General features: G+C 40.7%; 24 protein-coding genes and 3 pseudogenes. 7 read left to right on the top strand and 20 right to left on the bottom strand.

What is annotated here, in order from left to right; all coding sequences use genetic code 11:
- Window positions 1-43: 43 nt before the first annotated feature.
- The 4 genes from traN (at window position 44) to TY03_RS21590 (ending at window position 3,196) form a co-directional block, all read left to right on the top strand.
- Entirely contained in the window at window positions 44-961 is a 918-nt protein-coding gene (gene traN / locus TY03_RS16510) for a conjugative transposon protein TraN (protein ID WP_042371979.1), read from the top strand.
- 1 nt (window position 962) lies between these two features.
- Window positions 963-1,526, top strand: coding sequence for a conjugal transfer protein TraO (locus TY03_RS16515; RefSeq protein WP_042371981.1), 564 nt, complete (start codon window positions 963-965; stop codon window positions 1,524-1,526).
- 13 nt (window positions 1,527-1,539) lie between these two features.
- Window positions 1,540-1,971 (top strand): DUF3872 domain-containing protein, encoded by a 432-nt coding sequence (locus tag TY03_RS16520; protein ID WP_042372263.1) that lies wholly within the window; start codon window positions 1,540-1,542, stop codon window positions 1,969-1,971.
- 397 nt (window positions 1,972-2,368) lie between these two features.
- On the top strand, window positions 2,369-3,196 hold the full coding sequence (locus TY03_RS21590) for an SLOG family protein (protein WP_052332527.1): 828 nt from the start codon (window positions 2,369-2,371) through the stop codon (window positions 3,194-3,196).
- Between the two features lie 192 nt (window positions 3,197-3,388).
- Here the strand turns inward: TY03_RS21590 and TY03_RS16530 are convergent, their stop codons facing one another.
- Genes TY03_RS16530 through TY03_RS16560 form a run of 8 tightly spaced genes read right to left on the bottom strand, consistent with a single transcriptional unit; the run spans window position 3,389 to window position 7,023 of the window.
- A complete protein-coding gene (locus TY03_RS16530) occupies window positions 3,389-5,068 on the bottom strand; it encodes a ParB/RepB/Spo0J family partition protein (RefSeq protein ID WP_042371983.1) in 1,680 nt (559 codons plus the stop codon).
- A gap of 60 nt (window positions 5,069-5,128) precedes the next feature.
- A complete protein-coding gene (locus tag TY03_RS16535; protein WP_042371985.1) occupies window positions 5,129-5,434 on the bottom strand; it encodes a hypothetical protein in 306 nt (101 codons plus the stop codon).
- Window positions 5,431-5,820, bottom strand: a complete 390-nt coding sequence (locus TY03_RS23260) for a DUF3873 family protein (protein WP_449374812.1) — start codon at window positions 5,818-5,820, stop codon at window positions 5,431-5,433. Before TY03_RS23260 ends, TY03_RS16535 begins: the two co-directional genes overlap by 4 nt.
- A 3-nt stretch (window positions 5,821-5,823) precedes the next feature.
- On the bottom strand, window positions 5,824-6,072 hold the full coding sequence (locus TY03_RS16545; RefSeq protein ID WP_042371987.1) for a DUF6956 domain-containing protein: 249 nt from the start codon (window positions 6,070-6,072) through the stop codon (window positions 5,824-5,826).
- 13 nt (window positions 6,073-6,085) lie between these two features.
- Window positions 6,086-6,307: a hypothetical protein gene (locus TY03_RS16550; RefSeq protein ID WP_042371989.1), complete on the bottom strand. Its 222-nt coding sequence runs from the start codon at window positions 6,305-6,307 to the stop codon at window positions 6,086-6,088.
- A 3-nt stretch (window positions 6,308-6,310) separates the two neighbouring features.
- Entirely contained in the window at window positions 6,311-6,442 is a 132-nt protein-coding gene (locus TY03_RS23055) for a hypothetical protein (protein ID WP_262482530.1), read from the bottom strand.
- A gap of 12 nt (window positions 6,443-6,454) precedes the next feature.
- On the bottom strand, window positions 6,455-6,820 hold the full coding sequence (locus TY03_RS16555; protein ID WP_042371992.1) for a hypothetical protein: 366 nt from the start codon (window positions 6,818-6,820) through the stop codon (window positions 6,455-6,457).
- Window positions 6,802-7,023, bottom strand: a complete 222-nt coding sequence (locus TY03_RS16560; protein WP_042372266.1) for a hypothetical protein — start codon at window positions 7,021-7,023, stop codon at window positions 6,802-6,804. Before TY03_RS16560 ends, TY03_RS16555 begins: the two co-directional genes overlap by 19 nt.
- A gap of 654 nt (window positions 7,024-7,677) precedes the next feature.
- On the opposite strand from TY03_RS16560, the pseudogene TY03_RS16565 reads away from it, so the two are divergent.
- Both TY03_RS16565 and dnaK read left to right on the top strand, forming a co-directional pair.
- Window positions 7,678-7,962 (top strand): annotated as a pseudogene (locus tag TY03_RS16565) (META domain-containing protein); the annotation flags it as partial.
- A 285-nt stretch (window positions 7,963-8,247) separates the two neighbouring features.
- A complete protein-coding gene (dnaK, locus tag TY03_RS16570) occupies window positions 8,248-10,155 on the top strand; it encodes a molecular chaperone DnaK (RefSeq protein ID WP_042372269.1) in 1,908 nt (635 codons plus the stop codon).
- Window positions 10,156-10,472: 317 nt separating this feature from the next.
- On the opposite strand, the gene TY03_RS16575 is transcribed toward dnaK, so the two are convergent.
- From TY03_RS16575 to TY03_RS16620, 11 genes and pseudogenes are all read right to left on the bottom strand, one after another.
- Window positions 10,473-10,991, bottom strand: a complete 519-nt coding sequence (locus tag TY03_RS16575) for a very short patch repair endonuclease (protein ID WP_042371996.1) — start codon at window positions 10,989-10,991, stop codon at window positions 10,473-10,475.
- 5 nt (window positions 10,992-10,996) lie between these two features.
- Window positions 10,997-13,198 carry an AAA family ATPase gene (locus tag TY03_RS16580; protein ID WP_042371998.1) on the bottom strand — a complete coding sequence of 734 codons (2,202 nt, stop codon included), beginning with the start codon at window positions 13,196-13,198 and terminating at the stop codon, window positions 10,997-10,999.
- A 77-nt stretch (window positions 13,199-13,275) separates the two neighbouring features.
- Window positions 13,276-15,477, bottom strand: coding sequence for a DUF2357 domain-containing protein (locus TY03_RS16585; protein WP_042372000.1), 2,202 nt, complete (start codon window positions 15,475-15,477; stop codon window positions 13,276-13,278).
- A 26-nt stretch (window positions 15,478-15,503) separates the two neighbouring features.
- On the bottom strand, window positions 15,504-17,081 hold the full coding sequence (locus tag TY03_RS16590) for an McrB family protein (RefSeq protein WP_230201996.1): 1,578 nt from the start codon (window positions 17,079-17,081) through the stop codon (window positions 15,504-15,506).
- A 3-nt stretch (window positions 17,082-17,084) separates the two neighbouring features.
- Window positions 17,085-18,209 carry a DNA cytosine methyltransferase gene (locus TY03_RS16595; RefSeq protein WP_042372002.1) on the bottom strand — a complete coding sequence of 375 codons (1,125 nt, stop codon included), beginning with the start codon at window positions 18,207-18,209 and terminating at the stop codon, window positions 17,085-17,087.
- Window positions 18,210-18,217: 8 nt separating this feature from the next.
- Window positions 18,218-18,424, bottom strand: coding sequence for a helix-turn-helix transcriptional regulator (locus TY03_RS16600; protein WP_042372004.1), 207 nt, complete (start codon window positions 18,422-18,424; stop codon window positions 18,218-18,220).
- A 137-nt stretch (window positions 18,425-18,561) separates the two neighbouring features.
- A pseudogene (locus TY03_RS16605) lies at window positions 18,562-19,271 on the bottom strand (hypothetical protein).
- Window positions 19,272-19,275: 4 nt separating this feature from the next.
- Window positions 19,276-20,644, bottom strand: a pseudogene (locus tag TY03_RS22245) (ATP-binding protein); the annotation flags it as partial.
- Window positions 20,645-20,693: 49 nt separating this feature from the next.
- The gene (locus TY03_RS16615) at window positions 20,694-21,158 is read right to left on the bottom strand and encodes a hypothetical protein (protein WP_042372005.1); all 465 of its coding nucleotides are present in this window, start codon (window positions 21,156-21,158) and stop codon (window positions 20,694-20,696) included.
- Window positions 21,159-21,973: 815 nt separating this feature from the next.
- Window positions 21,974-22,156 carry a hypothetical protein gene (locus TY03_RS23135; RefSeq protein ID WP_316929672.1) on the bottom strand — a complete coding sequence of 61 codons (183 nt, stop codon included), beginning with the start codon at window positions 22,154-22,156 and terminating at the stop codon, window positions 21,974-21,976.
- Window positions 22,137-22,868 carry a DNA-binding protein gene (locus TY03_RS16620; protein WP_316929673.1) on the bottom strand — a complete coding sequence of 244 codons (732 nt, stop codon included), beginning with the start codon at window positions 22,866-22,868 and terminating at the stop codon, window positions 22,137-22,139. The genes TY03_RS23135 and TY03_RS16620 overlap by 20 nt, the downstream gene beginning before the upstream one ends.
- Window positions 22,869-23,068: 200 nt before the next feature.
- Here TY03_RS16620 and TY03_RS16625 point away from each other — a divergent pair, with 200 nt between their 5' ends.
- Window positions 23,069-24,640 carry a ClC family H(+)/Cl(-) exchange transporter gene (locus TY03_RS16625; protein ID WP_042372007.1) on the top strand — a complete coding sequence of 524 codons (1,572 nt, stop codon included), beginning with the start codon at window positions 23,069-23,071 and terminating at the stop codon, window positions 24,638-24,640.
- On the opposite strand, the gene nfo is transcribed toward TY03_RS16625, so the two are convergent.
- A complete protein-coding gene (gene nfo / locus TY03_RS16630; protein WP_042372009.1) occupies window positions 24,634-25,470 on the bottom strand; it encodes a deoxyribonuclease IV in 837 nt (278 codons plus the stop codon). The genes TY03_RS16625 and nfo overlap by 7 nt on opposite strands.
- Window positions 25,471-25,474 lie beyond the last annotated feature (4 nt).

Consider the following 25,474-nt stretch of genomic DNA (forward strand, 5'->3'; position numbering starts at 1 on the left):
ATTAATCGGGCAATGTTGCCTACCACTAAAATCCAAAGTAAAAATGAAAAAAGTATTTGTAATGTTTGCCCTTATGTTGGGCGTAATTGGTGCGACAAACGCACAAGAATCAACAGGCGACCTCTATCATGGTCTGACCAAGAAAGTAACCTATGACCGTATGATACCGCCACACGGTATAGAAGTGACCTACGACAAAACGGTACACATAATTTTCCCCTCTGCAGTGAAGTATGTGGACTTGGGTTCACCCAATCTGATAGCAGGCAAGGCGGACGGAGCGGAAAATGTAATCCGTGTGAAAGCCACAGTTAAGAATTTCCGCACTGAAACCAACTTTTCGGTCATTACCGAAAGCGGCTCATTTTATACGTTCAATGTCAAATATGCCGATGAACCGCTGCTGCTCAATATTGAGATGAAGGACTTTATCCATGATGGCAGTACGGTCAATCGTCCGAATAATGCGCTGGATGTGTACCTGACGGAACTTGGCAGTAAATCGCCCAAACTGGTGCACCTGATTATGAAGTCCATCCATAAGAACAATGACAGGGAGATAAAGCATATCGGAGCGAAGAGTTTTGGTATTCAATATCTTTTGAGAGGATTGTACACACATAACGGGTTATTGTATTTCCATACCCAGATTAAAAACTCATCCAACGTACCGTTCGACGTGGATTTCGTGACTTTCAAAATCGTGGATAAAAAGGTTGCCAAGCGTACCGCCATTCAGGAGCAAGTAATTTTTCCGCTCCGTGCCTACAACTACGCCACCCGAATTGCAGGCAACAAAGATGAGCGTACAATCTTTACGATGGATAAGTTTACCATTCCCGAAGATAAACAGTTGGTAGTGGAGCTTCACGAGAAGTCTGGTGGCAGACACCAAACGTTCGTCATTGAGAACGAAGACATAGTACGTGCCAGAGTTATTAACGAATTAAAAGTAAAGTAAGATGAAGCGTTGGTTATTCATTATTGTAGCGTTGCTTGCCCTGACCGGGCAGGCAAACGCCCAACGCTACCTGCCGGGTATGCGTGGACTGGAATTAAGGGGTGGCTTGGTGGATGGTATTCAAAAGCCATTGAACTACTACACGGGAATAGGACTTTCAACCTACACCAAAAACGGGAACCGCTGGGTGTTCGGAGCGGAATATCTCTCTAAAGAGTACGCCTACAAAAATATCTCTATCCCAAAGGCACAGATTACAGCAGAGGGTGGCTATTATATGAAATTTCTTTCTGACCCATCTAAAACGGTTTTTCTCTCGATCGGTGGCTCTGCATTGGCGGGTTACGAAACAAGTAACTGGGGCAATAAACTCCTACCTGACGGTGCAACCATCCGCAACCAAGATGCCTTTATCTACGGTGGAGCAATCACCCTCGAACTCGAAACCTACCTGTCCGACCGTGTGGTGCTGCTACTAAACGCAAGGGAACGCATACTCCGGGGCAGTAGCATTGGAAAATTCCACACAGTATTTGGTGCAGGACTAAAAATAATCATAAATTAAAATGGATATAGCAATGAAAATAGCATTTATAATCCTTATTGTCGCTTGTATGGGTACTCTTTTATGCTCGTGTGATGACAAACTCGACATTCAACAGGCATACGACTTCTCACTAAGTACAATGCCTATCCAAAAGCGTATTAAACAGAATGAAACCGCTGAAATCAGGTGTCAGTTAAATAAATCCGGCAACTACAAGGAGGCGGAGTTTAGAATTGGATATTTTCAATTTGATGGTCTTGGTACTCTAAAAATGGACGATGGTACAATCTTTCTGCCCAATGATACCTATCCGTTGAAAAAAGAAACGTTCCGGCTCTACTACACTTCCGAATGCACTGACCAACAACAGATAACAATCTATGTAACAGACAATCAAGGTCAGCACTACGAACTCGAAATTTCTTTTGCAAATGACTCTGATAAAGAAGAGCCAGCAGAATAGATAACCGGAAACAAAACATTCAAAGTCCGTCGGTTTATAATCGACGGACTTTTGCGTTACGACGATAATTCTGCTGATTAATTGTGATATGTTCGGAACTATTTATTAATTTTGTACTCAATCAACAATAATTCAAATGCCTATGAGCAAATAAAAAGATAAGAAATATATTATAACGGCTTAATGCTGTTTGTTTTGTATCGTAAAATCGCCAGTTTTAATCACCACAAAACAAATAGGGAAAGTCCATGCTATATCAAATTAGCACGGGCTCGACTTGTTTGTGGTGAGGGTGTCTGGCGATACCTACGATACGGACTTGTTGAGTACCGTGCTTCTTTATTTTGCAGAGGTGGATGGTTTCAGCGAGAAAATCTAATCGTAAAAACCAATCACAATGAGAATCAACAAAAACAAAACAGTCACTTTCACAGGCTATCGCAGCCAAGAAATTCAACATCTAACAGAGGATAAAAACCTCGTAAATGTTATCACCACAGAAGTTTACCGTACTGTCAAGCTCTTCTATGAACAGGGCTACAACACTTTTCTAACAGGCGGTTCAGAAGGATTCGACCTTGTTGCCGCCAATGCCGTTCTGCAACTCAAGCGGGTAAATACCGATATTCAATTAGTAATGGTCGCCCCCTTTATCGGACAGGAACAGCGATACAGCGCCGTTGATAAAATGAGCTACAGATATATCTGGGAACGAGCCGATGCAACGGTAGTACTTGCCGAAGCATACACCGATAAGGGACAGTATCTACGAAGAAATGATTATCTGGTAGATAACAGTACTGCAATGATATGTTATTATGATGGATTAGCAGGCAACACGAAGTACACTCACGACCGTGCCCAAGATGCAGGACACAACAGCATCAACATTTGTGGGATGTTATACGAATACTTCGCCAACGAGAGCCTCGCAAAACAAGCCTTTCAGCCATACAGTCGCATTCAAGGGTTTTGTTACTGCAAGGAGGGTATCCTCATTCACAGACGGGATGATAAGCCGCTTATCATTGCCTTTGAACAGATTGCAGAGGTGGAGAGTAAATGTGGGGTGCTGCATATTGTGATGGGCAACGGCTTAGAACTTCGTGCATCCCTGCTCTCGAACGATTGTCAGGTGTGGTTTCCCGGTATGGATGAGCCGACCGTGTGGGAAAGTGTGTCAGCGTGCTACGCCCAACTAAAAAACAGGATACTACCAAAATAAGCGTAGCCAATAGATTATAATTGAAAGTTTCATGGTGGTATTTTGCTACTTTTGTACCGCCTAAAGGCTCATGATAAAAGTAGTCCTTCATAAAGGTCGAAAGGTTTGAAAGTGGTTTTTTCCTACTTTTTGACCGTCCTAAAGACTCACCGTAAAAAGTAGCGGGCGGATTTTCTCCGCCCGTCCTTATCGTTAATCCGCAAATGGATTGTCCTCCTGTGCAGGCTGTTCGGCTACCGTTTCCGGCTCTGTCTGCACCTGTTCCGCTTGAATAGCCTCTATCTTTTCGGTTATCCGTGCATGGCGTTTATCGTACACCTCTGCGTGTTTGGCTTTTATCTCCGTAACTCCTTCGGGGGCGTGTTGATTGGCAAACTCCATCAATAAGCCTTCAGTTATTCCATTACGGAATGCCTCTCGCAACGTGTTCTGAATAAAGTCCCTGCGGATGACCGTCTTTTGTTCTTCGGTGAGATTGGAAAGGACTTGCATACGCTCCGTATCGGTCAAACCGTAGCTGTATTGGGGTGAAATACCTAACAATTCAATATGGTCGTGGCGTAACTGTTTGAGCATGGCAAAATACATAATCCGTTCTTCAAGGAGTGAAAAATCTCCGACGGTAGGGTTTAATCCTTTTACAAGTTCTTTGGTGTCGGCAATAACCTTTTCTTGCTCTATCTCTTTAAACCGTGCATCCTGCTTGGTCAGTTTGACAAGTGGGGTTTCTTTTACTTCATTGCTCGTATTGTTGAACATATAGCCCAAACGAACTCCTTTCGTTCCAATGTTGGCGTACATGGTGATTTTACCCTCTTTGTACTGGTCGCATAACTCTGCGGACTCGGATTGGTAATCAATAACGCTTTCTGCGTATTCGCCCATCGCCTCGTTATATTCTTCTTCCGTTTCGTAACTCTCTTGTTCGGGTGCGGTAGGTGGTACAGGACACTCACGGCAGTAGTTGAGTTCGGTTATCACATATTCCTGTTCGGTCAGCATATCAACGGCATCCTTACACACATTCAGATTGGTTACGGATAGCGGTAGTTCGGGGTTCTTCTCTACAAACTCCTTTGCTCGCTCAACGATATAGGCGGTATTCTTGGCTTTCAAGCAAGAGGTTTGAAGGCACTTTCCGCAACCGTTACCTTCGGCAAAGAGGTTGTGTTTCTCGGTATTATATCCACAATCGTAACATTTGCTCTTGTCAAAGAAATACTCATTCAGGTCGGTTGAGTAGTTCTTCTCGATAAGACCAACAACTTCTTTAGAGGTTTTCTTTAGCCAATTGTAATAGTTGTCTGCTTGGTAGTGGTCAGCGAAAATATCCTCCTGTACTTCGGGGCTGTATTTACAGAGTTCCAATGCAACCGAAAGGCTTATATCATCTTTCAAAAGTAGCTCCTTGAAAGGCTCTGCAAGGGCGTTTAGTCTCATACGGCTACGGATATAGCTTTCTGACTTTCCGAATTTTACCATAAGGGTGTTCATGTCGTAATGGTTGTTTTCGACAAGGATTTTGTAGGCGGTAGCCTCTTCGATGGGGGAAACGTCTTGGCGTTGGACGTTCTCGGTAAGGGCGTACTCCATTGCGGTATCATCGGTTAAGTCTCGTACAAGGGCTGGTATTATCTCCAATCCTGCAAGAATTGCAGCACGGTAGCGACGTTCGCCGTACACGATTTCATACTCGTTACCTTGTGGGCGTACCATAATCGGCTGTAACACGCCTTGTGCTTTTATGCTCTCGGCAAGCTCCGTGAGGTCTGCATCACGGAATGTTTTACGTGGGTTGAATTTGCTCGGTTTAACCTTAGACAAGTAGATGATGTGAGCGTTGGTGATGTTGTTGTTTTCTTGTAAGTTCATAATGTTGTTGTTTTTGTGTGGAGGTGTTTTTATTGCACCTCCACAAATTAATATTAGGGTTTATAATCTGGTGTATAGTCCTGTTACGGATGTGAACATCTCTTCAAGCATATCACAATAAATCGTATCATGTTGGGCTATCTCGGTAATTTTCATCTCGAAACCTTTGGTCATTACTTGTTTGTAAAACCTCATGGTGTAGGTGTCTGTCGCTCTGTCGAGTGTTATTTCAAGCCTGTTTGCCTGTGTCTTGTTTCGGGCAAGGTTCATCTTCAAACCGTTTCCCATATCAAGTAACTTCTTACTGCCTGTCATTACGACAAACCTGTTTCCGCCTATTTGCTGTAAAATCGTCTGTGCTATCATTGTGTGTTCTTTTTGGCGTTCAACCACTTGTCTCGTTTCTCTCGGCATTGCTCCAAAGTCGGGGCAACGGTGGCAAATAACTCACCGTCCATCGGGTCACGGTAGCCGTATTGACAATACCGTCCCTTACGTCTTGGTCGGGGTGTGAGGTTGAAATACACATACTTTTCTCCTCCGGCTTGGCATACGGATATGCCGTTCTTGTTAATGCTGTTGTTCATTGCTGTTGTTTTATTATTATCATTGAATTTGTACCAACTATCCCTGTAATTATCTCCTATAAGAGTGAAAACACCTGTATAATCACATTCTCTCGCAAACCGCTTGGCTTCTAATATGGTTGGAAATTCATCCAACTTCCGAAACCCTACAAATAACTTGTACATGGTCTATTCCTCCTGTCGTTTTGTGATGGTTGCATGTTGTTGTAGCCATTCCAGAACGTAGGGCATATTGTATTCAGAGGTGATTACCGCCGTGTTTTCTCCTATTTGCGTAAAGCGTGTGCTTTCGTAGCTGTCTATCCACTGTTTGAGGGTGGAAACGCCCCATGCCTGTGTATCATCTTCAAATATTTCATTGAGTTGCTCAATGCCTTTAGAAAAGGTTATTATGATAGTTCTATATATTACTTTCATCGCTGTGGTGGTATTAAATGGTGGCTCTAATGATTTCCAATCGGTACGCTGGATTTACCTCTTCAAACACATATTCGATAAACTGCTTTTGTGCATCGGTGCATAACTCCTTGTATAATTCTCTGAATGGTGTAATATTACCGTTGATATACACGCTAACCATGTATTCAAAGATGTTTTCTACCTCGTAACACCTGCATTGTTGGGCTACGCTCCTGTTTCTTCTTGTTCTCATATCTTATGACAAATGAAAGATTACTACTGTGTTGTCGTACTCCTGTTCAGCAATGTGGCTGTACAGTTTCAAGAACTCCTCTTTGGTCAGATTGATAAAGTCAATCATAATACCCGTGTTGTGCATAAAATTCATATTCGTATGGTTTTAATTGATTTCTACAATTTGGTTGATGCGTCCATAAAGGATTTCTCTTAGGCTTGTCTTATCGGGTGCATAATACTCACTCCATCCTCCGTGCTGATTGACAAGGAATTTGCGGATAACATCCGAAAAGTCAAAACGGTATCCCATCAGCGGTACGGCTGTTCTGAAATAGCTGTTGTGATTGAGGTTCTCGGCAAGCCAATTTTTCTCCTCACGGCTCATTTTCTCTCCTCTGTTAAGTTTCTCACGAAGTTGATACACTATGCTATTTGATAGTGTCTCAAGTGGGCTTATATCCCACTTTGCAAACTTGATTGCAATAGGTTGTGCGTTCATTGCTGTATGTTTTATCCGATTAATATCCAAAGTATTCCGCCAATGATTGAAGCATAAATAAGAATGTAGATAAGGAAGTAAAGTATTACCGCCAACGCTACGGTAAGAAGTAAGCGTGCTACTGCTTTGCCTACGAATACCCCTGCGAACCACCACCAAAGGCTACCACCCAAAAGGAGTGAACCTGCTACGGCTACCACCGCCAAACCTGCTATCTTATATCTTGTTTTCATCGTCCTGTTGTTTTTTATAATTTTATGTGGATTCTTGAGGTGAGTGAGTTGAGTTTCCATTTACTTTTTCCTGTCTCTCGTGAATCCGACATTTTTTTTATGCGTCTTTCCGTCGGGTCGGTCATTTTCGTTTCAGGGGCAATAAAGGTGTAGGGTTTAGGGGAAACAAGGTTTTTGATGAGAATACTACCCGACAGAATGGAGGTGTGGAGATTGTCAGCAAAACGGCTCTGCCGCTCGACCTTGTTTTCACGTTAAGAACCCGTAAATACCTTTGCACCTGTTACGAAATGAGTGATTCGACAGATAATAACCCGCATTTGTGGAGGATGAAACAGGAGAGACAGGGGAAAATAAGAAGATAAATAGTCTTCGGGACTATTCGTTAGAAGATGGGTATAAATAGAAAATGCCACTTTTAGGAGGTGGCTCAATTTTTCATTGCAAAACGGCAATATCGACAAATAAATAAGATAACGCTTGGTGGAGAGAACTAATTTTGTACCTTTGCAATAGTTAAGTCGCTCTTTGAGTTGTATCAGACCAAAGCAAAACAAAGCAGTTAGCTCGTTTCTTAAACGTTACCTATCGGCAAAATGAAATTTGCAACTTATTCATTTTCAGTTTGTTATTAGATTTATTGTGACTTGCTGTATGGAGACTAAACCCTTCATTGAGTTTAACCTGAAAGAAAAAAGCATTCATGGTAATGCCGGTTGCAACATCATCAACGGAGGTTTCAAGACGGACGACAGCAATGCACGTGCCATCTCTTTCCCCGCTTTGGCAACTACTATGATGGCTTGTCCTGACATGGATACAGAGTCGAAAATACTGAAAGCAATGAACGAAGTTGTGTCTTTTGATACCCTCGCGGGTGGTGGCATGGGACTGTATGACGCTAACGGCACATTGGTATTGGTGTTGACTAAAAAGTAATTCACCTTACTCTACCTTATTATAATATATAACTTAGGTCGAAGCTCTCTAAAAAGCTTCGACCTATTTTTTTTGCCTGCTCCTCTATGGCTAAATCCTTTCTCATATACGGCAAATGAATGCCCAATACTGACTTGTTTTCCTCTGTTTTTGTGACAGAAAGCCTTTAATCTGCCTTTCTGGCAGAAAAATGTCAGTTAGTTTTTGGTGAACTCTTTTGGCATAACGTTTGTTTTGTAGTCACTATAAAAATTGAATAATAATAATATAAATAATAAAAGCATTATGGGAAAAATTATTGGTATTGACTTAGGAACAACAAACTCTTGTGTTTCTGTATTTGAAGGAAACGAACCGGTAGTAATTGCTAACAGCGAAGGCAAACGTACTACTCCTTCTATTGTAGCATTCGTTGATGGTGGCGAGCGTAAGGTCGGTGATCCTGCTAAGCGTCAAGCTATTACGAACCCTACAAGAACGATCTCCTCAATCAAACGCTTTATGGGCGAAAACTGGGATCAGGTTCAAAAAGAGATTGCTCGCGTTCCTTATAAAGTAGTAAAGGGAGACAACAATACACCTCGTATTGATATCGACGGTCGTTTGTACACTCCACAAGAAATTTCGGCTATGATTCTTCAGAAGATGAAGAAAACTGCCGAAGATTATTTGGGACAGGAAGTAACCGAAGCCGTTATCACCGTGCCTGCTTACTTCTCTGACTCACAACGTCAGGCAACAAAAGAAGCCGGACAGATTGCCGGATTGGAAGTGAAACGTATTGTCAACGAGCCTACTGCCGCTGCATTGGCTTATGGTTTGGACAAGGCACACAAAGATATGAAGATTGCCGTATTCGACCTTGGTGGTGGTACATTCGATATCTCTATCCTCGAATTCGGTGGCGGTGTATTCGAAGTACTCTCTACTAATGGTGATACTCACTTGGGTGGTGATGACTTCGACCAGGTAATCATCGATTGGTTGGTTCAGGAATTCAAAAACGACGAAGGTGCCGACTTGAAAGTTGATCCTATGGCTATGCAACGTTTGAAAGAAGCTGCCGAAAAAGCAAAGATTGAACTTTCTTCTTCAAACAGCACAGAAATCAACCTGCCTTATATCATGCCGGTAAACGGTGTGCCTAAGCACTTAGTGAAGACATTGACTCGTGCTAAATTCGAATCATTGGCTCACGGATTGATTCAGGCTTGTTTGGAACCTTGTAAGAAAGCGATGAGCGATGCAGGTTTGAGCAACTCAGATATCGACGAAGTAATCTTGGTAGGTGGATCATCACGTATCCCTGCCGTACAGGAATTGGTTGAGAAATTCTTCGGTAAAGCTCCTTCAAAAGGTGTGAACCCCGACGAAGTAGTAGCCGTAGGTGCTGCCGTTCAAGGTGCTGTATTGACAGACGAAATCAAAGGTGTGGTATTGCTCGACGTTACTCCATTGTCAATGGGTATCGAAACAATGGGTGGTGTCATGACCAAGCTGATCGAATCGAATACAACGATTCCTTGCAAGAAGAGCGAAACCTTCTCGACTGCTGCCGATAACCAAAGCGAGGTAACCATCCACGTATTGCAAGGCGAGCGTCCGATGGCTGCACAGAACAAGTCAATCGGTCAGTTCAACCTGGCAGGTATTGCTCCCGCCCGTCGTGGTGTTCCTCAGATTGAAGTAACATTCGATATCGACGCAAATGGTATCTTGAAAGTATCTGCCAAGGACAAAGCAACCGGCAAAGAGCAAGCAATCCGTATCGAAGCTTCGAGCGGTTTGAGCAAAGAAGAGATCGAAAAGATGAAAGCCGAAGCCGAAGCTAATGCCGAAGCCGATAAAAAAGAACGTGAGAAGATTGATAAGCTGAACCAAGCCGACAGCATGATTTTCCAGACCGAAAAGCAATTGGAAGAGTTGGGCGATAAGCTGTCAGCCGACAAGAAAGCTCCGATCGAAGCTGCTTTGACTAAGTTGAAAGAGGCTCACAAAGCGCAAGACCTGGCTACTATCGATACGGCAATGGCCGAGTTGAATACTGCTTTCCAGGCTGCAAGTGCTGAGATGTATGCACAAGGTGGTGCTCAGGCAGGTCCCGATATGAATGCCGGTCAAGCCAATGGCGCACAAGGCAATGGCGGACAGGAAGAGCATATTCAGGATGCTGATTTCGAAGAGGTGAAATAATTCCGATAAAGGAATACATAATAAATAAAAGCGTGCAGCTCAATGAGTTGCACGCTTTTTGCGTTTGTGGGGTTCATGGTTGCTATGTGTTTTCTATGGACTTTTTTTATCTCTTATTTGCGATATATTTGCATCACATCTTATTTGGCGAAAAGATACAACTAAGATTGATATAAACCATTTATAACGAAAAGAATATGCCAAGAGGTAATTACACCATTGTATCGGGCGGTGAAGGAGAAATATCAGCATTTGAAGGAAATGACTTATGAAAAATCTAAAGTTAGAACCAAGTATTTTTTTAATGTCTATATTTATTATTTATTCGTTTCTCCGTATGCTACCTCTGATTCAGCAACCATGAGGCTATCATAGTTTTCCACAATTTTATATGCTTTGATTTTCCTGTCTTCAAGAAAAATATGATTTAAAGTATAAACTAATGATTCAAGTGTTTGCATGCGGACTTTAGGTTTTAGTTGACACTCCCAAATTGTGATGTAGTGCCAGCCCATAGTTGCAAGCTGGCATTGTTCTTTTTTATCACGCTCTTTGTTTCGTTCTATTTTCTTTTGCCAAAAGTCAATGTTTGTTTTAGGCAGGCGAAAGTATCTGCAATTATCATGACCATGCCAAAAACAACCATTCACAAAAATAGCTGTTCGGTATTTACGAAGCACTATATCAGGATGACCGGGTAGACGTGGATGGTTTAGCCGATAGCGGAAACCATGGCTAAAAAGGAATTTCCGCACCAGCATTTCGGGTTTCGTGCCCTTTCCACGTATAGCAGCCATATTACGATGACGCTGTTCTTTGGTTAGTACATCAGCCATTCCGTTTATTTGAGTTTGTCTTTACAGTCTTTGTATAATTGAATTAAATGATATATAGACATATCTATGAGAGGCTCAAACATAAAGCTATTTACATGAATTAGTTCAGGGGTTATCATATTAACACGCTCTATAGTAGTGTAATGAGCATCTCTCGGACAGACTTTTTTAAATTGACCTGTCCACCTCCCTGTCTGATTACCTGTTACGGCTAAATCTTCCTCACTTTTACCTGCAGCTATCATTTTGTCGTGCATATAATTTTCTGCCAAGTGTCTTATGGCAATAGATAAGCATACCTTATTCTCAATTAGTACTTGGTTAGGATTATCTTCAGCTATGATATTATCTGCAGTTTGCATAATTAGGTCGTAAATTTTACCTGCTGATTTCGGGCGTTTCATACCTCTACCTTGTGTAAAATCAATCATAATATTTATCACCTGCTCAATTGTTATAGTTCGTGTATTTGCTTTTCTATGAAGGCATTCGGTTAATGTTGTGTAATCGGTATCGCTTTCCCCTTTAGTATATTCTATCAAATTTCTAACAAAAGGAATCATGCTTATAAATATTTTATCGTCATTATCATGATCGATAAAAGCATTAGTGTATACATTACCCTTATACTGGCCTTGATTGATGATAACCTTACCATTAGCTAAACGTTCCGCCATCCAGAGATTTGGCTGGAATAGGCTAAGGCGAGAAGACAATGTTCTATAGAAGTCATAATTATGAGTCAGCACAAGTATATAGAACTTATTGCTACTATTTACAACAATATCTTTAATATATTCTACTATCGCATATTTGTTTTGGTAATCAAATGAATCAGCTATATCATCCATAACTAGAATCGTATCATGATCCATTGTCTTACGTGCTTCCATTTCAAAGAGAAATTGCAGGATAATGAAGGCTCGTTTTTCGCCTCGACTAAGGATTTTCTCTAGGACTTCTTTCTCTACTTTTGTTTCTGTACTTGGAGTCTCAATATAAGAAAACTGTAGTTTCGCTGCTTCTTGTTTGAGGATAATATCCTTTTGATTGGCTATAGAAACTTTTATTGGAACATGAAAGCGTGTATTATAAAGGGCAATAATTTGTTCCCATCTCTCTTGCTGCGAGTTAGCTTCTTTTAAGACTTGTTGTAGTGCCTCTTTATTTTTATTATAAACTTGTATATAAGCATCAAACAGCGGCTTTATCTCATTGTCTGCTAAATATCCTAACCAAACTTTCTTACGGAATACTTCATAGTTGATGATTTCAGGTATCCATTCTGGATGATTGTTCAAAATAGACTTAAAGCCTCTCAATTCGATATTTTTGTCAATCGCTTTTGTGATTTTATCAAACGCTTTCTTTAAATTTTTGTCTTTTAAGAGACGTTGTTGCTCGTTATCAACAAGTTCTTGTAACTCTTTCTCGGATGACAATTCCGTATTGTCTTGAAGTACAATCTTATGATTAACACCGAAAAATGAACCATCAGAAACATACTGTTGTAATTGTGCTACATGATACGTTCCAAATGTATGACCTTCTACGGTTCGGAATAGTTTAGAAGCTCCTAAAAGTCTATTGTAATTTTCGATATACACATTTAGGTTGTCTTTATTAGCTTCTGTAAATTTCTTGACATTCTCTTTGGTGTCAAATACATCATTATACCTAAACTCAAACTTTGGAAGACCTGATTTGACTTCGTTGGTTAAACGCTCAAGTATACTAAAGATAGTGTCAATTTCATTTTGTTTGAAAGTACCGAATATTTCCTTTTCACAATCAGAACTTAAAGAGACATTTTTTAGTTTACTCATTAGGAGGTCTTTCTTCTCTGACAATTGTTGATATATAGAGTCATACCTATTTTTTAGTTCTGAGCTTGCAAGGAAATTCACAAATGACTTTGAACAATCAATATCATCATCCCCATTTACTACGAATATATTTTCCTTAGGCAACTCCAAGTCGTTCGCTTTTAGTATGAAGTTCGATTCGTCCTTATCGTGTAGTTTGTCACACGGCTTCTCTTTGGACTGCCCTGATAAATAGCGCATGGTTTTGGCAAAAGATGTTTTCATCGAGCCATTAGGGGCATAAATCAAATGTATTTGTTTACCGGAAGTAAACTGGAATTCATGGTTGAGCTCCTTAATACCATAACAATTCTTCCAATCTATTTTTATTGTTTGCACCATAATAAACTTTAAGTTTACGCAAATTCTTATTTATCAAATAACGTAATATCCCATTGTGTTTGCTGATTATAAAACAGCTATAACTTATCTACTGTCATCCACTCTTCCATTTTATCAAATGAAGTATCTATAAATGTATAGTTGATGAGTTTATGGGTATTAATCGAATGATAATTATCGAATAGTTTACGGCTAAAACGCAATTCGAATGCCAAACGCATATCATCGGTTGCGCTTTCTCCTTCTATTTGCTTGGCTTCTTTCCCTGTTATAGTCCTTACACGGACAATCTCATATATATCACGGACACCTTCACCTTTTATATAAGGTATAAAGTAATGGAGATCATGCAATGCAATGGTTGTAGGGAATTTCGGCCCGGTATAGTATAAAGTCGCATTACCATCAAGGAAACTTTGTGTATATCCAGGTCTCGAACTGTTTCCAACCAAGCCAACAAGGAGGCGATTAGGGACTTGCAATAATGCGCCCTTTTGTGGTATCACTTTCGATATTGTTTCATGCGATTTGTTTTGAATAAGTTCTTCTATGAATTGCTCTAAAAGTAGTCGGTTATGAGTGTCTTTGGGTCGGAGTGGGAATGCTCCAATATTTACCTCATCTATAGTCTTACGGAACTTAGATACGGCAATGTCAGTTGGTTCGCCATCACCTGGAAATAGGATATAACCACCTATCACTTCTTTTTTCAAAGTATTCGATTGGCAATCTTTGTAATAGATAGCATCACGGTATCTGTGCATTTGGTTGATTGCATCTTCGGGTGGAACATCTACTCCATTTTTATCTTTTCCATCAATACGATATTTCGCATCAAACAGATAAGTCATTTTCATGCCCTTTTGCAAATCACTCTTGGTAAGTTGCAACACAATATCCGGCTTTTGAGGTACAGTTGGCACTACCAAATCTTTTATGCCGACAGACCTGTTCTCACGTTCCGAACTCTTAGGGTTATAAATAAGTTCTGCCAGCTCTATACCATCTTTCTTAAAAAGGATGCGAGAATGTTCTCCTGTGCCCAAATTCCATGTAAACAGACCATTCATTTCCATACGGTTTCTATGGTCTACATTTTCATTGGATAAGTTCAGTTTCTCTTTTACAATATGACTTACTTCTATGAAACACCAAATTTCATAAAGCGTGGCTATATCTTTGGTCTGCAAGCGATATATACCATCATTAAGTGAATAGGAACGTTGGAGCAGGCTCCATGTGCGATAGACCCGACTATATCCGGTTGCTTTTTGCAGAATCAAACTTTCTTGGCTCATTCCTTTGTAATTTCCCACGGTGCGGAAAAAGGGATTTCGTTGTAGACGTTTCAGTGTTGTCAATGTTGTTTGCATATTGGCTTTCATTACGTCAGAAGCATTCTTGACAATCTCTATACGTTTCTTCAAGGCTTCATATTTGCTGGTAATTTGTCCAAGTGCAAACTTCAAGAATCTGTTTTCCTGTGTGTCATTTGTCCAGACACACTCTTCCACACGATATAGATGAGAACTGTCTTGTCTGTGTTCCGCCAGTTCGTTTTCTATACAAGTGGGGATGAATGTCAGCCTATCAGCACGCTTATACGTCTCCTTTCCGTGCAAGCGATGTCGTGGCCGGTCAATGATATTCTTGCAAGCCTTTATGAATTTCTGTTGTTCATTGGCAAATACACTCCACCAAATTATTTCCGGAGTCTCTCCGCTTGTATCGGGCGAAAAGCCATGAAAGGTTCTTCGCATATAATCAAGTGAAAGCATTCTGTACTCTTGCTCAATATCCTCGATAATGACTTTCCAATGCTCATGATAGTTGAGCTTTGTGCTTAACACTTCAAAGGAGAAAACAAAACTGCGGGTTTCTGTTCCTACTTGATATATGAGCTGTATTTCACTGCGCCCAACCTCATTGCCATAATTCAAGAAACCGGCCAATATTTGTCTGCGAAAAGTGAATTTTTCATTTTCACTCTGGAGAATAGAACCAAACTGAGCCTTTTTTACATAGCCCTTGAATTCCAACCAAATAGGATAATCGGCATTGTCGAAAAATATGGCAGGAGCTTTTTGGTTATTCTCAATCGTAACTTCTTCTCCGATATAGTTGCTTAGAGTAACAGATGCTACTCCTTCTGACCAAGAGTAAGTCGAGTGTAAGCCTTCTTCTCCCACATTACTCTTAGCCTTGCGCCAAATGTCATCGAACTTTGTGCATTCGACAATCATTTCAAAATCCTGGTGTTTTATAGTAAGCAGTTCCATAGTTTCTTGCAGATGTCTGATAGCTTTTAGCCCCAGAAACTTGTATAACCGGATGACAGTCGTTCTTGCATTTCTTTCAGTTTGGCTATGGAAACAGATTCTATTTTCTTATCTTCTCCGGTTAATGCCAACAACTGCGTTTCAATAGTAATAATAAGCCTTTCAAGAAGTGAATGCCTGACTTTTGTATCATCACCTTCAATGCGCGATAAGATTTTCATGCTTGTAATTTCATCCAATGCTGTTGCTATGACCTCATCCTCACTGAACTCGTTTCCGTTTTCATCCATGTTGTAAGGCAAGTTGTTTACCACATAAAGTAAGAACTCGTTTCTTGTACGATAGGCAATCTTGAACGGTGTTCCATTAAGGACATCATTCACAGCTTGCAAATAGGTCAATACCTTATTGCAAACATCCTCGTTATCAGCATATACATCCATACCTTCTATGGCTGTACTGATAAGCATTTTACCATTCAGTTTGCCAATGCGTTCATATTTGCTGTCCAATCCGGCATACAAATCCACTTCATTCATTTCTATGGTCATGGCACGGTCAAGCACCTTTCGGGAGAAAGAGAAAGTTGTTTCATCCATGTTTACCGTACCCACTACAATTAGATTTTGTGGAATGATAATGCCTTCTTCCAAAAAGCGGTTCCTTAATGCTTCATTGTCTCCTGTCAGTTCGGCAGTCAATACTCGATACCAATCTTCCGTACTTTTCTTTAAGATAGGATCAGTTGTAATCGTGCCGCCTTCATTACTTTTGCGAGATTCTATCACGCTAAGAAATTCTGCAAAATATTGTTCTACAGGAGCAAGATTCATTTCATCCAGACAAAGGAAATAAGGTACATCTAAGTTCTCCCAAGCCTGTGTGATAAATCTTAAGAAATCGCCAATTATATATATGGGGCTTCCGCTGACACGACTCACATATCCCATGAGTTCAGTAGAATCGTGCCAATTAGGTTTTACTTGAATCATCTCAAAATTTTTAGGTTTCTGAGCTTTGTATTCGGTAGAATCTTCGTCCCAACACGCGCGGGCGAGTTCACGAACAATGCGGCTCTTACCTGTACCGGATATGCCGGCAAGCAAAAGAAAGGGCTTGGTCTTGATGGCGGTAATGATGTCTATATGCTTATATACCTGTTCGTCTGATGTATTCCTGTTAGTGGATGGATAATCAAGTAACTCTTTTGTTAAAACCGTTATTTTTCCTGCTGGGTGAGGATGGGTCGGAATCCATACCAAGTGTTTTCTTCCTTTTGAGAAATGCGTGTAAAATTCTGATGTGTGAGCAAATAAAGCCTCCCATGCAGAACGGGCACTTCCTGAACCATTCCAAACAGATTCTATATGTAAAGGCTTGTTTTCAACAACCTTATTTACAAACATACGGAGATTTTCCGTTGTTATATTGGCACTTTTCGTAGAACCTTTTTCTGTATCAACTTTTGTCGCTGATATGTATTCTTCAGCATGGTCCACAGCATCAAGCTGAATTTTATTTGTTCCAGCTTTTACATAATCTAGATTAACCTTTTTGGGTAATTCGTCGATTAATTTTAAGAAGTGTTCTAAAGTTAAAGCCATAGACTAATTATTTATGTGATTAACATAGTCGTTAATAGAGTTTGCTATGCCATTTGCTAATACAAAAGGAACTCCGTTTCCAACTGTCTTAAAGGCGTCTGTTAGTGATATATCTTTTGGCAGAATAAAATTTGCAGGTAATGATTGGATTGCCAGTGATTCTGCAACAGATATTCTTCGAGGCAGGAAGGGATGTATATGAACCTCATTATTTCCATAGGCGGCGGTTGGAGAATATCGCCATCTATGCAGACGTTTATAACATTTCTTTTCCACATCACCTTCTTCTTTTGTCCTAAATCTTACAATTCCTGCACGTGGCTGAAAATACATATTGGCATTGGGATGATGTGTGACGTCATTTTCCGTCCACCAATGTTGTGTGGTCAATTCTGCTATAATACCATTAGGCATAGGTATAGGGGTGTTTTCTTGATAGGGAGATTTATTAGGCCAGGGAAGACTTTTTATTTCTTTCAGGTTATATCGTTTATGCGCTTCCCAAGGGAAATTTGTTAAAACTCCGCCATCAGTTTGAAGATGTAGTCTATCAACGGCATCTTGGTGAAATCCTATTAATATAATTCTATCTCTATCTTGTGCTGCTCCGAATTCTAAGGAGTTTACAAGTTGTTCAGTTAAAGAATATCCATGCTCTCTAAATCGCTGTTTCAAGTCTTCAAAGAATTGCCTATGTCTTGCAGTTCTATATAGTCCTTTAACATTTTCAAAAAGGAAAAAATCCGGAAGTGCTGTACAAATCAGTTGCGCATACGTTCCAGATAACCTGCCATTTTCTCCATCGCGTCCTTTATTTTTCCCTGCTACAGAAAAATCGGGGCATGGAGGACCTCCAATAAAGCCGGTAAGTTCTTCTTCTTTCGATTCTTCTACCCAATTTATAAGTCTTTGAAGTCTGTCTTCATGTTCTCCATCAATATATTCAGTTATATCTTCTATATGGTGGCCGTATCTAGGTTCTTGCAATCCTATATTTTGCCTTGCATAACGATAAATACGATTAAAAGCTTCGTGAAATTCATTCACGAAAACAATATTATAACCACCTTGTAATTCGAATCCTAAATCCAAAAAACCAGCTCCTGCAAAAAATGAAAATATGTTCATTCGTTATTTTATTCTTTTATTGACCAAAGTAAATCTTTCACATCCACGTCTAAACATTCTGCAATCTTGACCAACGTTTCCAAGTTCGGTTGCATGGTATTTGTACACCATTTTGAAACAGTTCCCGGATCTTTTCCTAACTGTTTTGCTAGCCATTTATTGGTGTGTTTCTTTTCTGCTAAAACCACCTTCAAACGATTTATGTCTTTATTCATACGTTCTATGATATGTTTTAAATACAAAGGTAATCATTATAATCGAAACTCTATTCCAATTATAATATTTTTCTAACAAATATATGTCGAAAAACAACTTTATATTGAAATATAATTCAATGTATATATCGGAAAATTTACTTGGATTGATTTTCTTTCTCCCTTCTCTCTTTTACCTTTTCCAATCCCGGCATCTTTTTAGCTAATGTACTTTCTCCAGCAGGAAAATAGAGAGGAAAGACCTGAAATAAGAAACTTACAATATCACTACGTTTTTTGTCCATATTGAAAAAACAGTGCAGACAAAATACATAAGTTCTTGTTGACTGCAAGTGTCTTTTGATTGTATGGTAATCGGAGGAGCAACTATCAAGTCATATTCTGCAAATGTACAAGCACTGGCAAGAATCGCTTTCTGCACTTCTTCAGTGAACATCTTGATTTTATCTGCCAACCATTCAAGTTCTTCTCACTGAAGAGCTTGTTGCTTTTGTTTTGACGTTCCAGTAGGATTGATACATTTTCTTGTTGCTTTTCTGTCAAGGCTTTTTCCAATGCTTGGTTTTTTCGTTTAAGAACGTTGAATTTCAGCAAAGCAGCAATCTACATACAGAAATACCCTACTGCAATATCGAATATTAGGACAAGCAGGTAATTGTTATTTGAATTTCGAGTATGCTTAGCCATATACTCACTAAATAGGAATAATGGCTAATAGTATCAAGATGGCTATAGCGTAAAGCGCATTAGCCCGTGTCTTAGTGCTGACCTGCGGCAAAGAAGCAAATAGAAAGGCGATAAGCAGAACGGCAATAATGGCAGCGAGTGGTATGAATGGAAATCCCATAGGTTTATTGTTCAGTTTGAGAGTTAATGATGATGTGCCAGTAGCCAGTCTTATCAGAACATTCATGAGTCAAAATTCCCATATCCCTAAGGCTCTTGATGTTTTTCTCTATAGCGCGTTAAGTTACACCAACCTTGTTAGCCATATTATCGGCTGTGATTGATGGATCAGAAATAACGAGGTCGATTATCTTTTGTGCAGTTTTACTGACTTTCATCGGTGTTTCTGATGTGTCTCGAACCTATCCGCATTTACACCGAACTTTTTGACCGAACTTTCTTCGTTTGTAGGGTACTTTTTGATGGTACTATTTACCTTCTCGCCCATTTCTTCCACAGGTATTCTACTATTTTCGTTCCAGTTCAGATTATAAAAAGTCGTGAAGAAAGAAGTCGCTTCCGTTTGATATTGTGGTTCCTTGCCTTGCAGGAAATTTGGAAGTTTTTCCGTAAGCTCTCGCATTTTTCGCAAGCCCGAGCCACGTTTCTCCATTTTGTCCAATTGCGTAAATATATTCGCAATGGCAGGATTACGACGCGTGGACGGTACTTTGTATATGTCACGGTCTTGAATCTGTGTACCGTCAAGCATTGCACCGGGTGATACCAATTCTACACGGTCATCATAGATGTCGATATGTACTTCACCACCCATTACTGTGTAATCTTTATGGATAAGATGGTTTACCAATCCTTCAAAGATGGCTCGGTCGGAATAGTCGGGTAGGTTAAGGCGATAGTTAGGCATTTTTACCCAGCCACTCATAGTATAGTTTTTGATGAAGTCCTTTCCGTATTTTAAGAGCAACACAAGGTTTGCCCGATGCTCTACAGAACTGATAGCATCATCCTTATACAAGCCAGTCCAACAGGTACAGAAAATACGTGATTGGAATACGGTGCAGTTGCCTACAAACAGCAGTCTGGCATTAGTCAGTTTACCGTCTGATGTGACCAGTCCGAATGATTCCAAATATTTGTCATTCCATTCCTGATGGGTTTGCTTACGGAATGTATTGGTAGTATAACGAAAGTATGTTTGCTGGTGTCCACTTGGGTAGGAAGTGAATCCCATATCATGTGCATGCCCTTTAAAACCAACGAAAGTAATTGTTGGGAGTTACATTCCACACTTTCATTACCCACTCTTGTATAGGCAATACGTGTTCCGTCTTGGTAATAGTAATAAGGTGTCAGCATCCCTGCCTTTACTTTCACTTCAATTAGAATATGCCCTTCATGTTCTATCGGGATAAGTTGTACTTCCGGCACAGGGTCTAGTCTTGCTTTGACTGTTTTGCTGATAAAATCTGCATCGGCTTGCGGATTTTCCGACCCTACAATTATTCCGTCATCGTTCACTCCAAAGAACAAACGTTCTTGATAGATATTTCTACTCTCATATATCACTTTTGTGAAGATACTAATATATTCTTCTAATCCAACGTTCCTTTGTTTTCATTCCCCATTGAACGTGCCATTTTCTTCCACTTGTTTTATCCAGTAGAATAAACTGGTACATATTTTTTGTGGGATATAGTTCAAAACTTCCAAAACCATGATCAAATCCAAAATTCAAGTCATCGTTGTTTATAGTTACGCTACCTTCGTTTTCTGAGTCTAAAGACCATTGAACCTGTTCTATCATTCCTGTTTTAGTATCTAATTGGAGTAGGGTGTATATATTTTCTGTCTGATATAACTTATAACGTTGCTTCAGAGAGTAGTCAAGTTCTATTTGTTCTAGCCAAGCGTTCGTTATTTGAACAAGGCTATCTATTCTATTTAAAACTGAATCTTTTGGAGCTTGTTGGTTGCTTTGTTTCGTTTTGGCAAACCCTATTGTTGCACATAAAAGTATGGCAATGAATGTTGTTATTCTTTTCATGTTACTCTTTTTATATTGTTAGTCAATTTTCCCTGTTTATATTTACTGATGCAATTGATTTGTTTATTATTCAGATGCATATTTCAATATTATATACAAAAATAGAGATAAAAACAGAAGAATCTGTTAAAATTACCGCTTTCTTTTGATTTTTATGCGTTTACATCCCGTTGTTTATGACTAAAAATCGTACTTTTGTGAACAAGTGTTGTTGTTGCTTATGGATGCTTATTTTCGGGTTTGCGTTATATTTGCAACACGTGTACGCAAGTTGCTGATAGATATATCATGCCGACTTCGAAGAAGTGAAGTAATTTAAAAATACTCTCAATAACAAAAAATATAAGTTGGTAATAATACATTTTATCTTTTTTCGGGAGTCAGCCCTTCAGTGGGATTATAGTTATAAATGCGCTCCAATGAATTGATCTGAATGTTCTAAAATATCGCTCCAGCCAATAGGCTTTTCCCCAAGCAGTTACCATTCATTTAAAGTTAACAAATAACAATTTCATCCCGGCATCTATTTATAAGCGGATGCAACAGTACGTACTTTTGCTATCAAAGAGTACGTTTTCATTGATCGTAAGAGTACGTAGTTAACTCATCCTTAAAATCGTTCTTTTGCAAGCAAAGAATAATATGCCCGTTCTATTTTAGAATGTGGTTTATAAGTGCTTATTAATCAATGTTTTATTTTTTTTATTTGATCTCCACTCACGTTCGCCTTTTTCTTTTTGCGGGCTTGTACGGCTTTTATTTACGATTGTTATTTGGGCATTACTTATGTATTTCTCAACTTCGTCAACGCTCTTTCAGTCAATGATTAACGCATCGTAAGAGGCTATCTTCTCCGTGCAAATACATAGGGTTGTCTCTTTTAGGCGTTCGGCTTTTTGGAGCGTATAGGTCAGCTCTTCCCGGGTGATGGTGAAATCTTTGTTATAGCGGACTTCGATGTAGGAACGATAGAGTAGATCAAAAACACCTTTTTTCAAAATCAGTATCGGTCGGCAAAACGGTGATTAACTCTCTCGAATACTCTTTAATGCGTACTCCCAACTTCTTTAATTTATGGCTTTTGAGGCAATAGTTGGTAAATACCAAACTGATGGCACTATAAAATCGCCTGCAGGCTTGAAGTAACTCGAAAGAACCGATCTTGTATTTCCCTTTCTCGAGCATAGAATATGCTATGTCTAAAAAGGTTTCGCCATTCGGGAAGTGAATATTGTATTCAAATTGGGCTGTCTTTTTGATCTCCTTAAAGGATAATTCGCGGGGTTTGGCTAACTGAAACTCCTTGGTTTCGTATATCTTGATACCCTTTTTCACGATATCGGTGAAGAAATACTGGCTTCTTTCTAGCTCTTTGTTGAGTTTGGAGATATCTTCGATGATGAACTGCGGCGAAGCGTGTCGTCTGCGGGCAAATATTTTATGATATTTGGGAGTCGCTTTCGAGCCCAATCTGTCTTCCGTATACTTCATTTTTGATTTCGGAACGATAATCATCAAGTCATAATCGCTCTGATAAGCGGTGTTCACGCCAAACTCCACTTTTTGATCCCACAAGACATAGCCACCCCGTGCATAACTGCCATACAGCACAATCATATTGTACCACGGCACATTGTGCACAATGAGTTCCATTAAGACGTTTAACTCTTCCTGTGTTCGTTTAGGTAGGTGTTTGATGGACCATTTCATAAGCTATCTATCTATATCTATTACAAAGTTAATATAAATAATGACTTATACAGATATCGAGCCCTTAATTATTAGTGGTTGAGATTGAGTTATTGTTTCTTTCCATCGCGACAGTATCGCGATGAAACCATTTTTCTCCGATAATGCCGAAACAACCCCCGCCTCTTAGTTGTTTAACCTTGCAAAAAGAGCGATGAGGAATGTGGCGTAAATTAGATAATCTAAAAGAGGTAACCCGGTGGCAAGTGTGGAAACTGCAACTACAAGATGCGCGATTGTACTTTGTAAGTATCTTTGTGGGGCTACTTACAGGCCTTGTTGCCGTGCCCTACCATTACCTATTGAAGTGCTCTTTCGACCTTCGACATGGTTTCTTCGACTCGCACCCTCATTGGTATTGGCATATTCCGTTATTCTTTCTCTTATGGGGTGTTTTGATCTTTGTGGCTTGGTTGGTCAAGAAGATGCCACTCATCACCGGAGGAGGTATTCCGCAGACAAGAGGCGTTATTAACGGTCGCATCTCGTACCAACACCCCTTTCGCCATTTGGTGGCTAAGTTTACAGGGGGTGTTTTGTCGCTTACTGCCGGTTTGTCATTGGGGCGTGAAGGCCCTTCGGTGCAGATCGGTTCTTATGTAGGTTGCCTCGTATCCAAGTGGACACACTTGCTTGCCGGTGAGCGGAAGCAGTTGTTGGCAGCAGGTGCGGGGGCAGGTTTGGCAGCTGCTTTTGCTGCTCCTTTGGCCTCATCGCTGTTGGTTATCGAATCTATCGAGCGTTTCGATGCACCCAAAACAGCCATTACAACCCTGCTTGCCGGAGTGGTGGCAGGCGGCGTTGCCAGTCTTATCTTTCCTATGACCAGCTATTCGCTCATCAATGCCATTCCTCCCACGACCGACTTCTATTCGCAGGTCAAGTTGTTTCTGCTTTTGGCTGTATTGGTTTCGCTGTTTGGTAAGTTCTACTCGGAGGTCACACAGGTCATCCGGCGAATCTATCCGCGTATAAAGCAACCCGTTTACATGAAGATGCTCTATCTGCTGATAGTGGCCTATACAATCTCGTTATACGATGTCGATCTAACCGGCGGCGGTGAACAGTTCTTACTGCAACAAGCCTCTCACGGCAGTACTCAGATAGGGTGGGTGGTAGCGATGATGTTTATCCATTTTATCTTTACGTCCCTGTCTGTGTCTTCGGGACTGCCGGGTGGTAATTTCATTCCCACTTTGGTGACGGGCGGTTTGTTCGGTCAGATAGTCGGTCTGTTTCTGGTGCAATACGGACTGATTGCCCCACAGAGTATCAGTTATATTATGTTGATTTCCATGTCTGCCTTTTTGGTAGCGGTTATCCGAACACCGCTTACGGCTATTGTGCTTATTACCGAGATTACGGGCCATTTCGAAGTCTTTTATCCCTCGGTTGTGGTGGGCGGACTTACCTATTACTTCACCGAGCTGTTGCAGATAAAACCTTTCAATGTGGTTCTTTACGACGATATGATCCATTCGCCTGCGTTCCGGGCAGAGACACGCTATACGTTGGTGGTCGAGATTATGGCAGGCTCTTATCTCGACGGAAAAACGGTCAGTGAGCTTTTGCTACCCGAACGCTGTTTCATTGTGGGTGTGCATCGCGATCGCAAGGACTTACCGCCTACGGGTATAAAACTTGTCCCGGGCGACCAAGTTCAGATTGAAATGGATGCCCAGGACATTGAAAAGCTTTACGAGCCCTTGGTGAGTATGGCAAATATCTATTGAGCCTGCTCCTTAAGCCAGGCAATCTCTTCGGGCCATAAGGTTTCGTCGATTGTTTCGAGAACCAGTGGAATGTTATCAAACCGTTTATCTTTCATCAACCGTTCGAAGAATGCGAAGCCGATGCATCCCTTACCGATGCTTTCGTGCCTGTCAACATGGCTTCCCACTTCCTTTTTCGAGTCATTGATGTGCATACCGCGCAGGTAACTGAATCCCACCACTTCGTCGAATTCGTTGAACACTCCTTCGTAGTCGTTCACCAGATCGTATCCTGCTGCAAAGGTGTGGCAGGTATCGAGGCACACACCTACGCGGCTTTTGTCCTCTACGCGGTCGATGATGTATTTCAATTGCCAGAACTCACTACCGAGATTGGTGCCTTGTCCGGCGGTATTTTCAATCACAGCGATAACGCCCGTGGTTTGTTTCAAGGCGATGTTGATGCTTTCGGCCACCAACGCCAGACTCTCCTCTACCGATACCTTTCCCAGATGGCTGCCCGGATGGAAGTTGAGCAACCTCAACCCCAATTGTTCGCAACGTTGCATCTCGTCCAGGAAAGCTGCGCGACTCTTTTCCAATGCTTCCTCTTCAGGATGTCCCAAGTTGATGAGGTAACTATCGTGCGGCAAGATAAATTCCGGCTGATAGCCATATTCTTTGCAATGGGCTTTGAAGCTCGCAATGCTCTCTTCGGTCAACGGCTTGCTGACCCATTGGCGTTGATTCTTTGTAAATAAAGCAAAGGCAGTAGCGCCTATTTGGTGTGCATTGACGGGGGCAAACTCTACCCCTCCTGCTGCCGATACGTGTGCTCCGATATATTTCATACAC

Source organism: Bacteroides neonati, assembly GCF_000499785.1.
GTDB lineage: Bacteria > Bacteroidota > Bacteroidia > Bacteroidales > Bacteroidaceae > Bacteroides > Bacteroides neonati.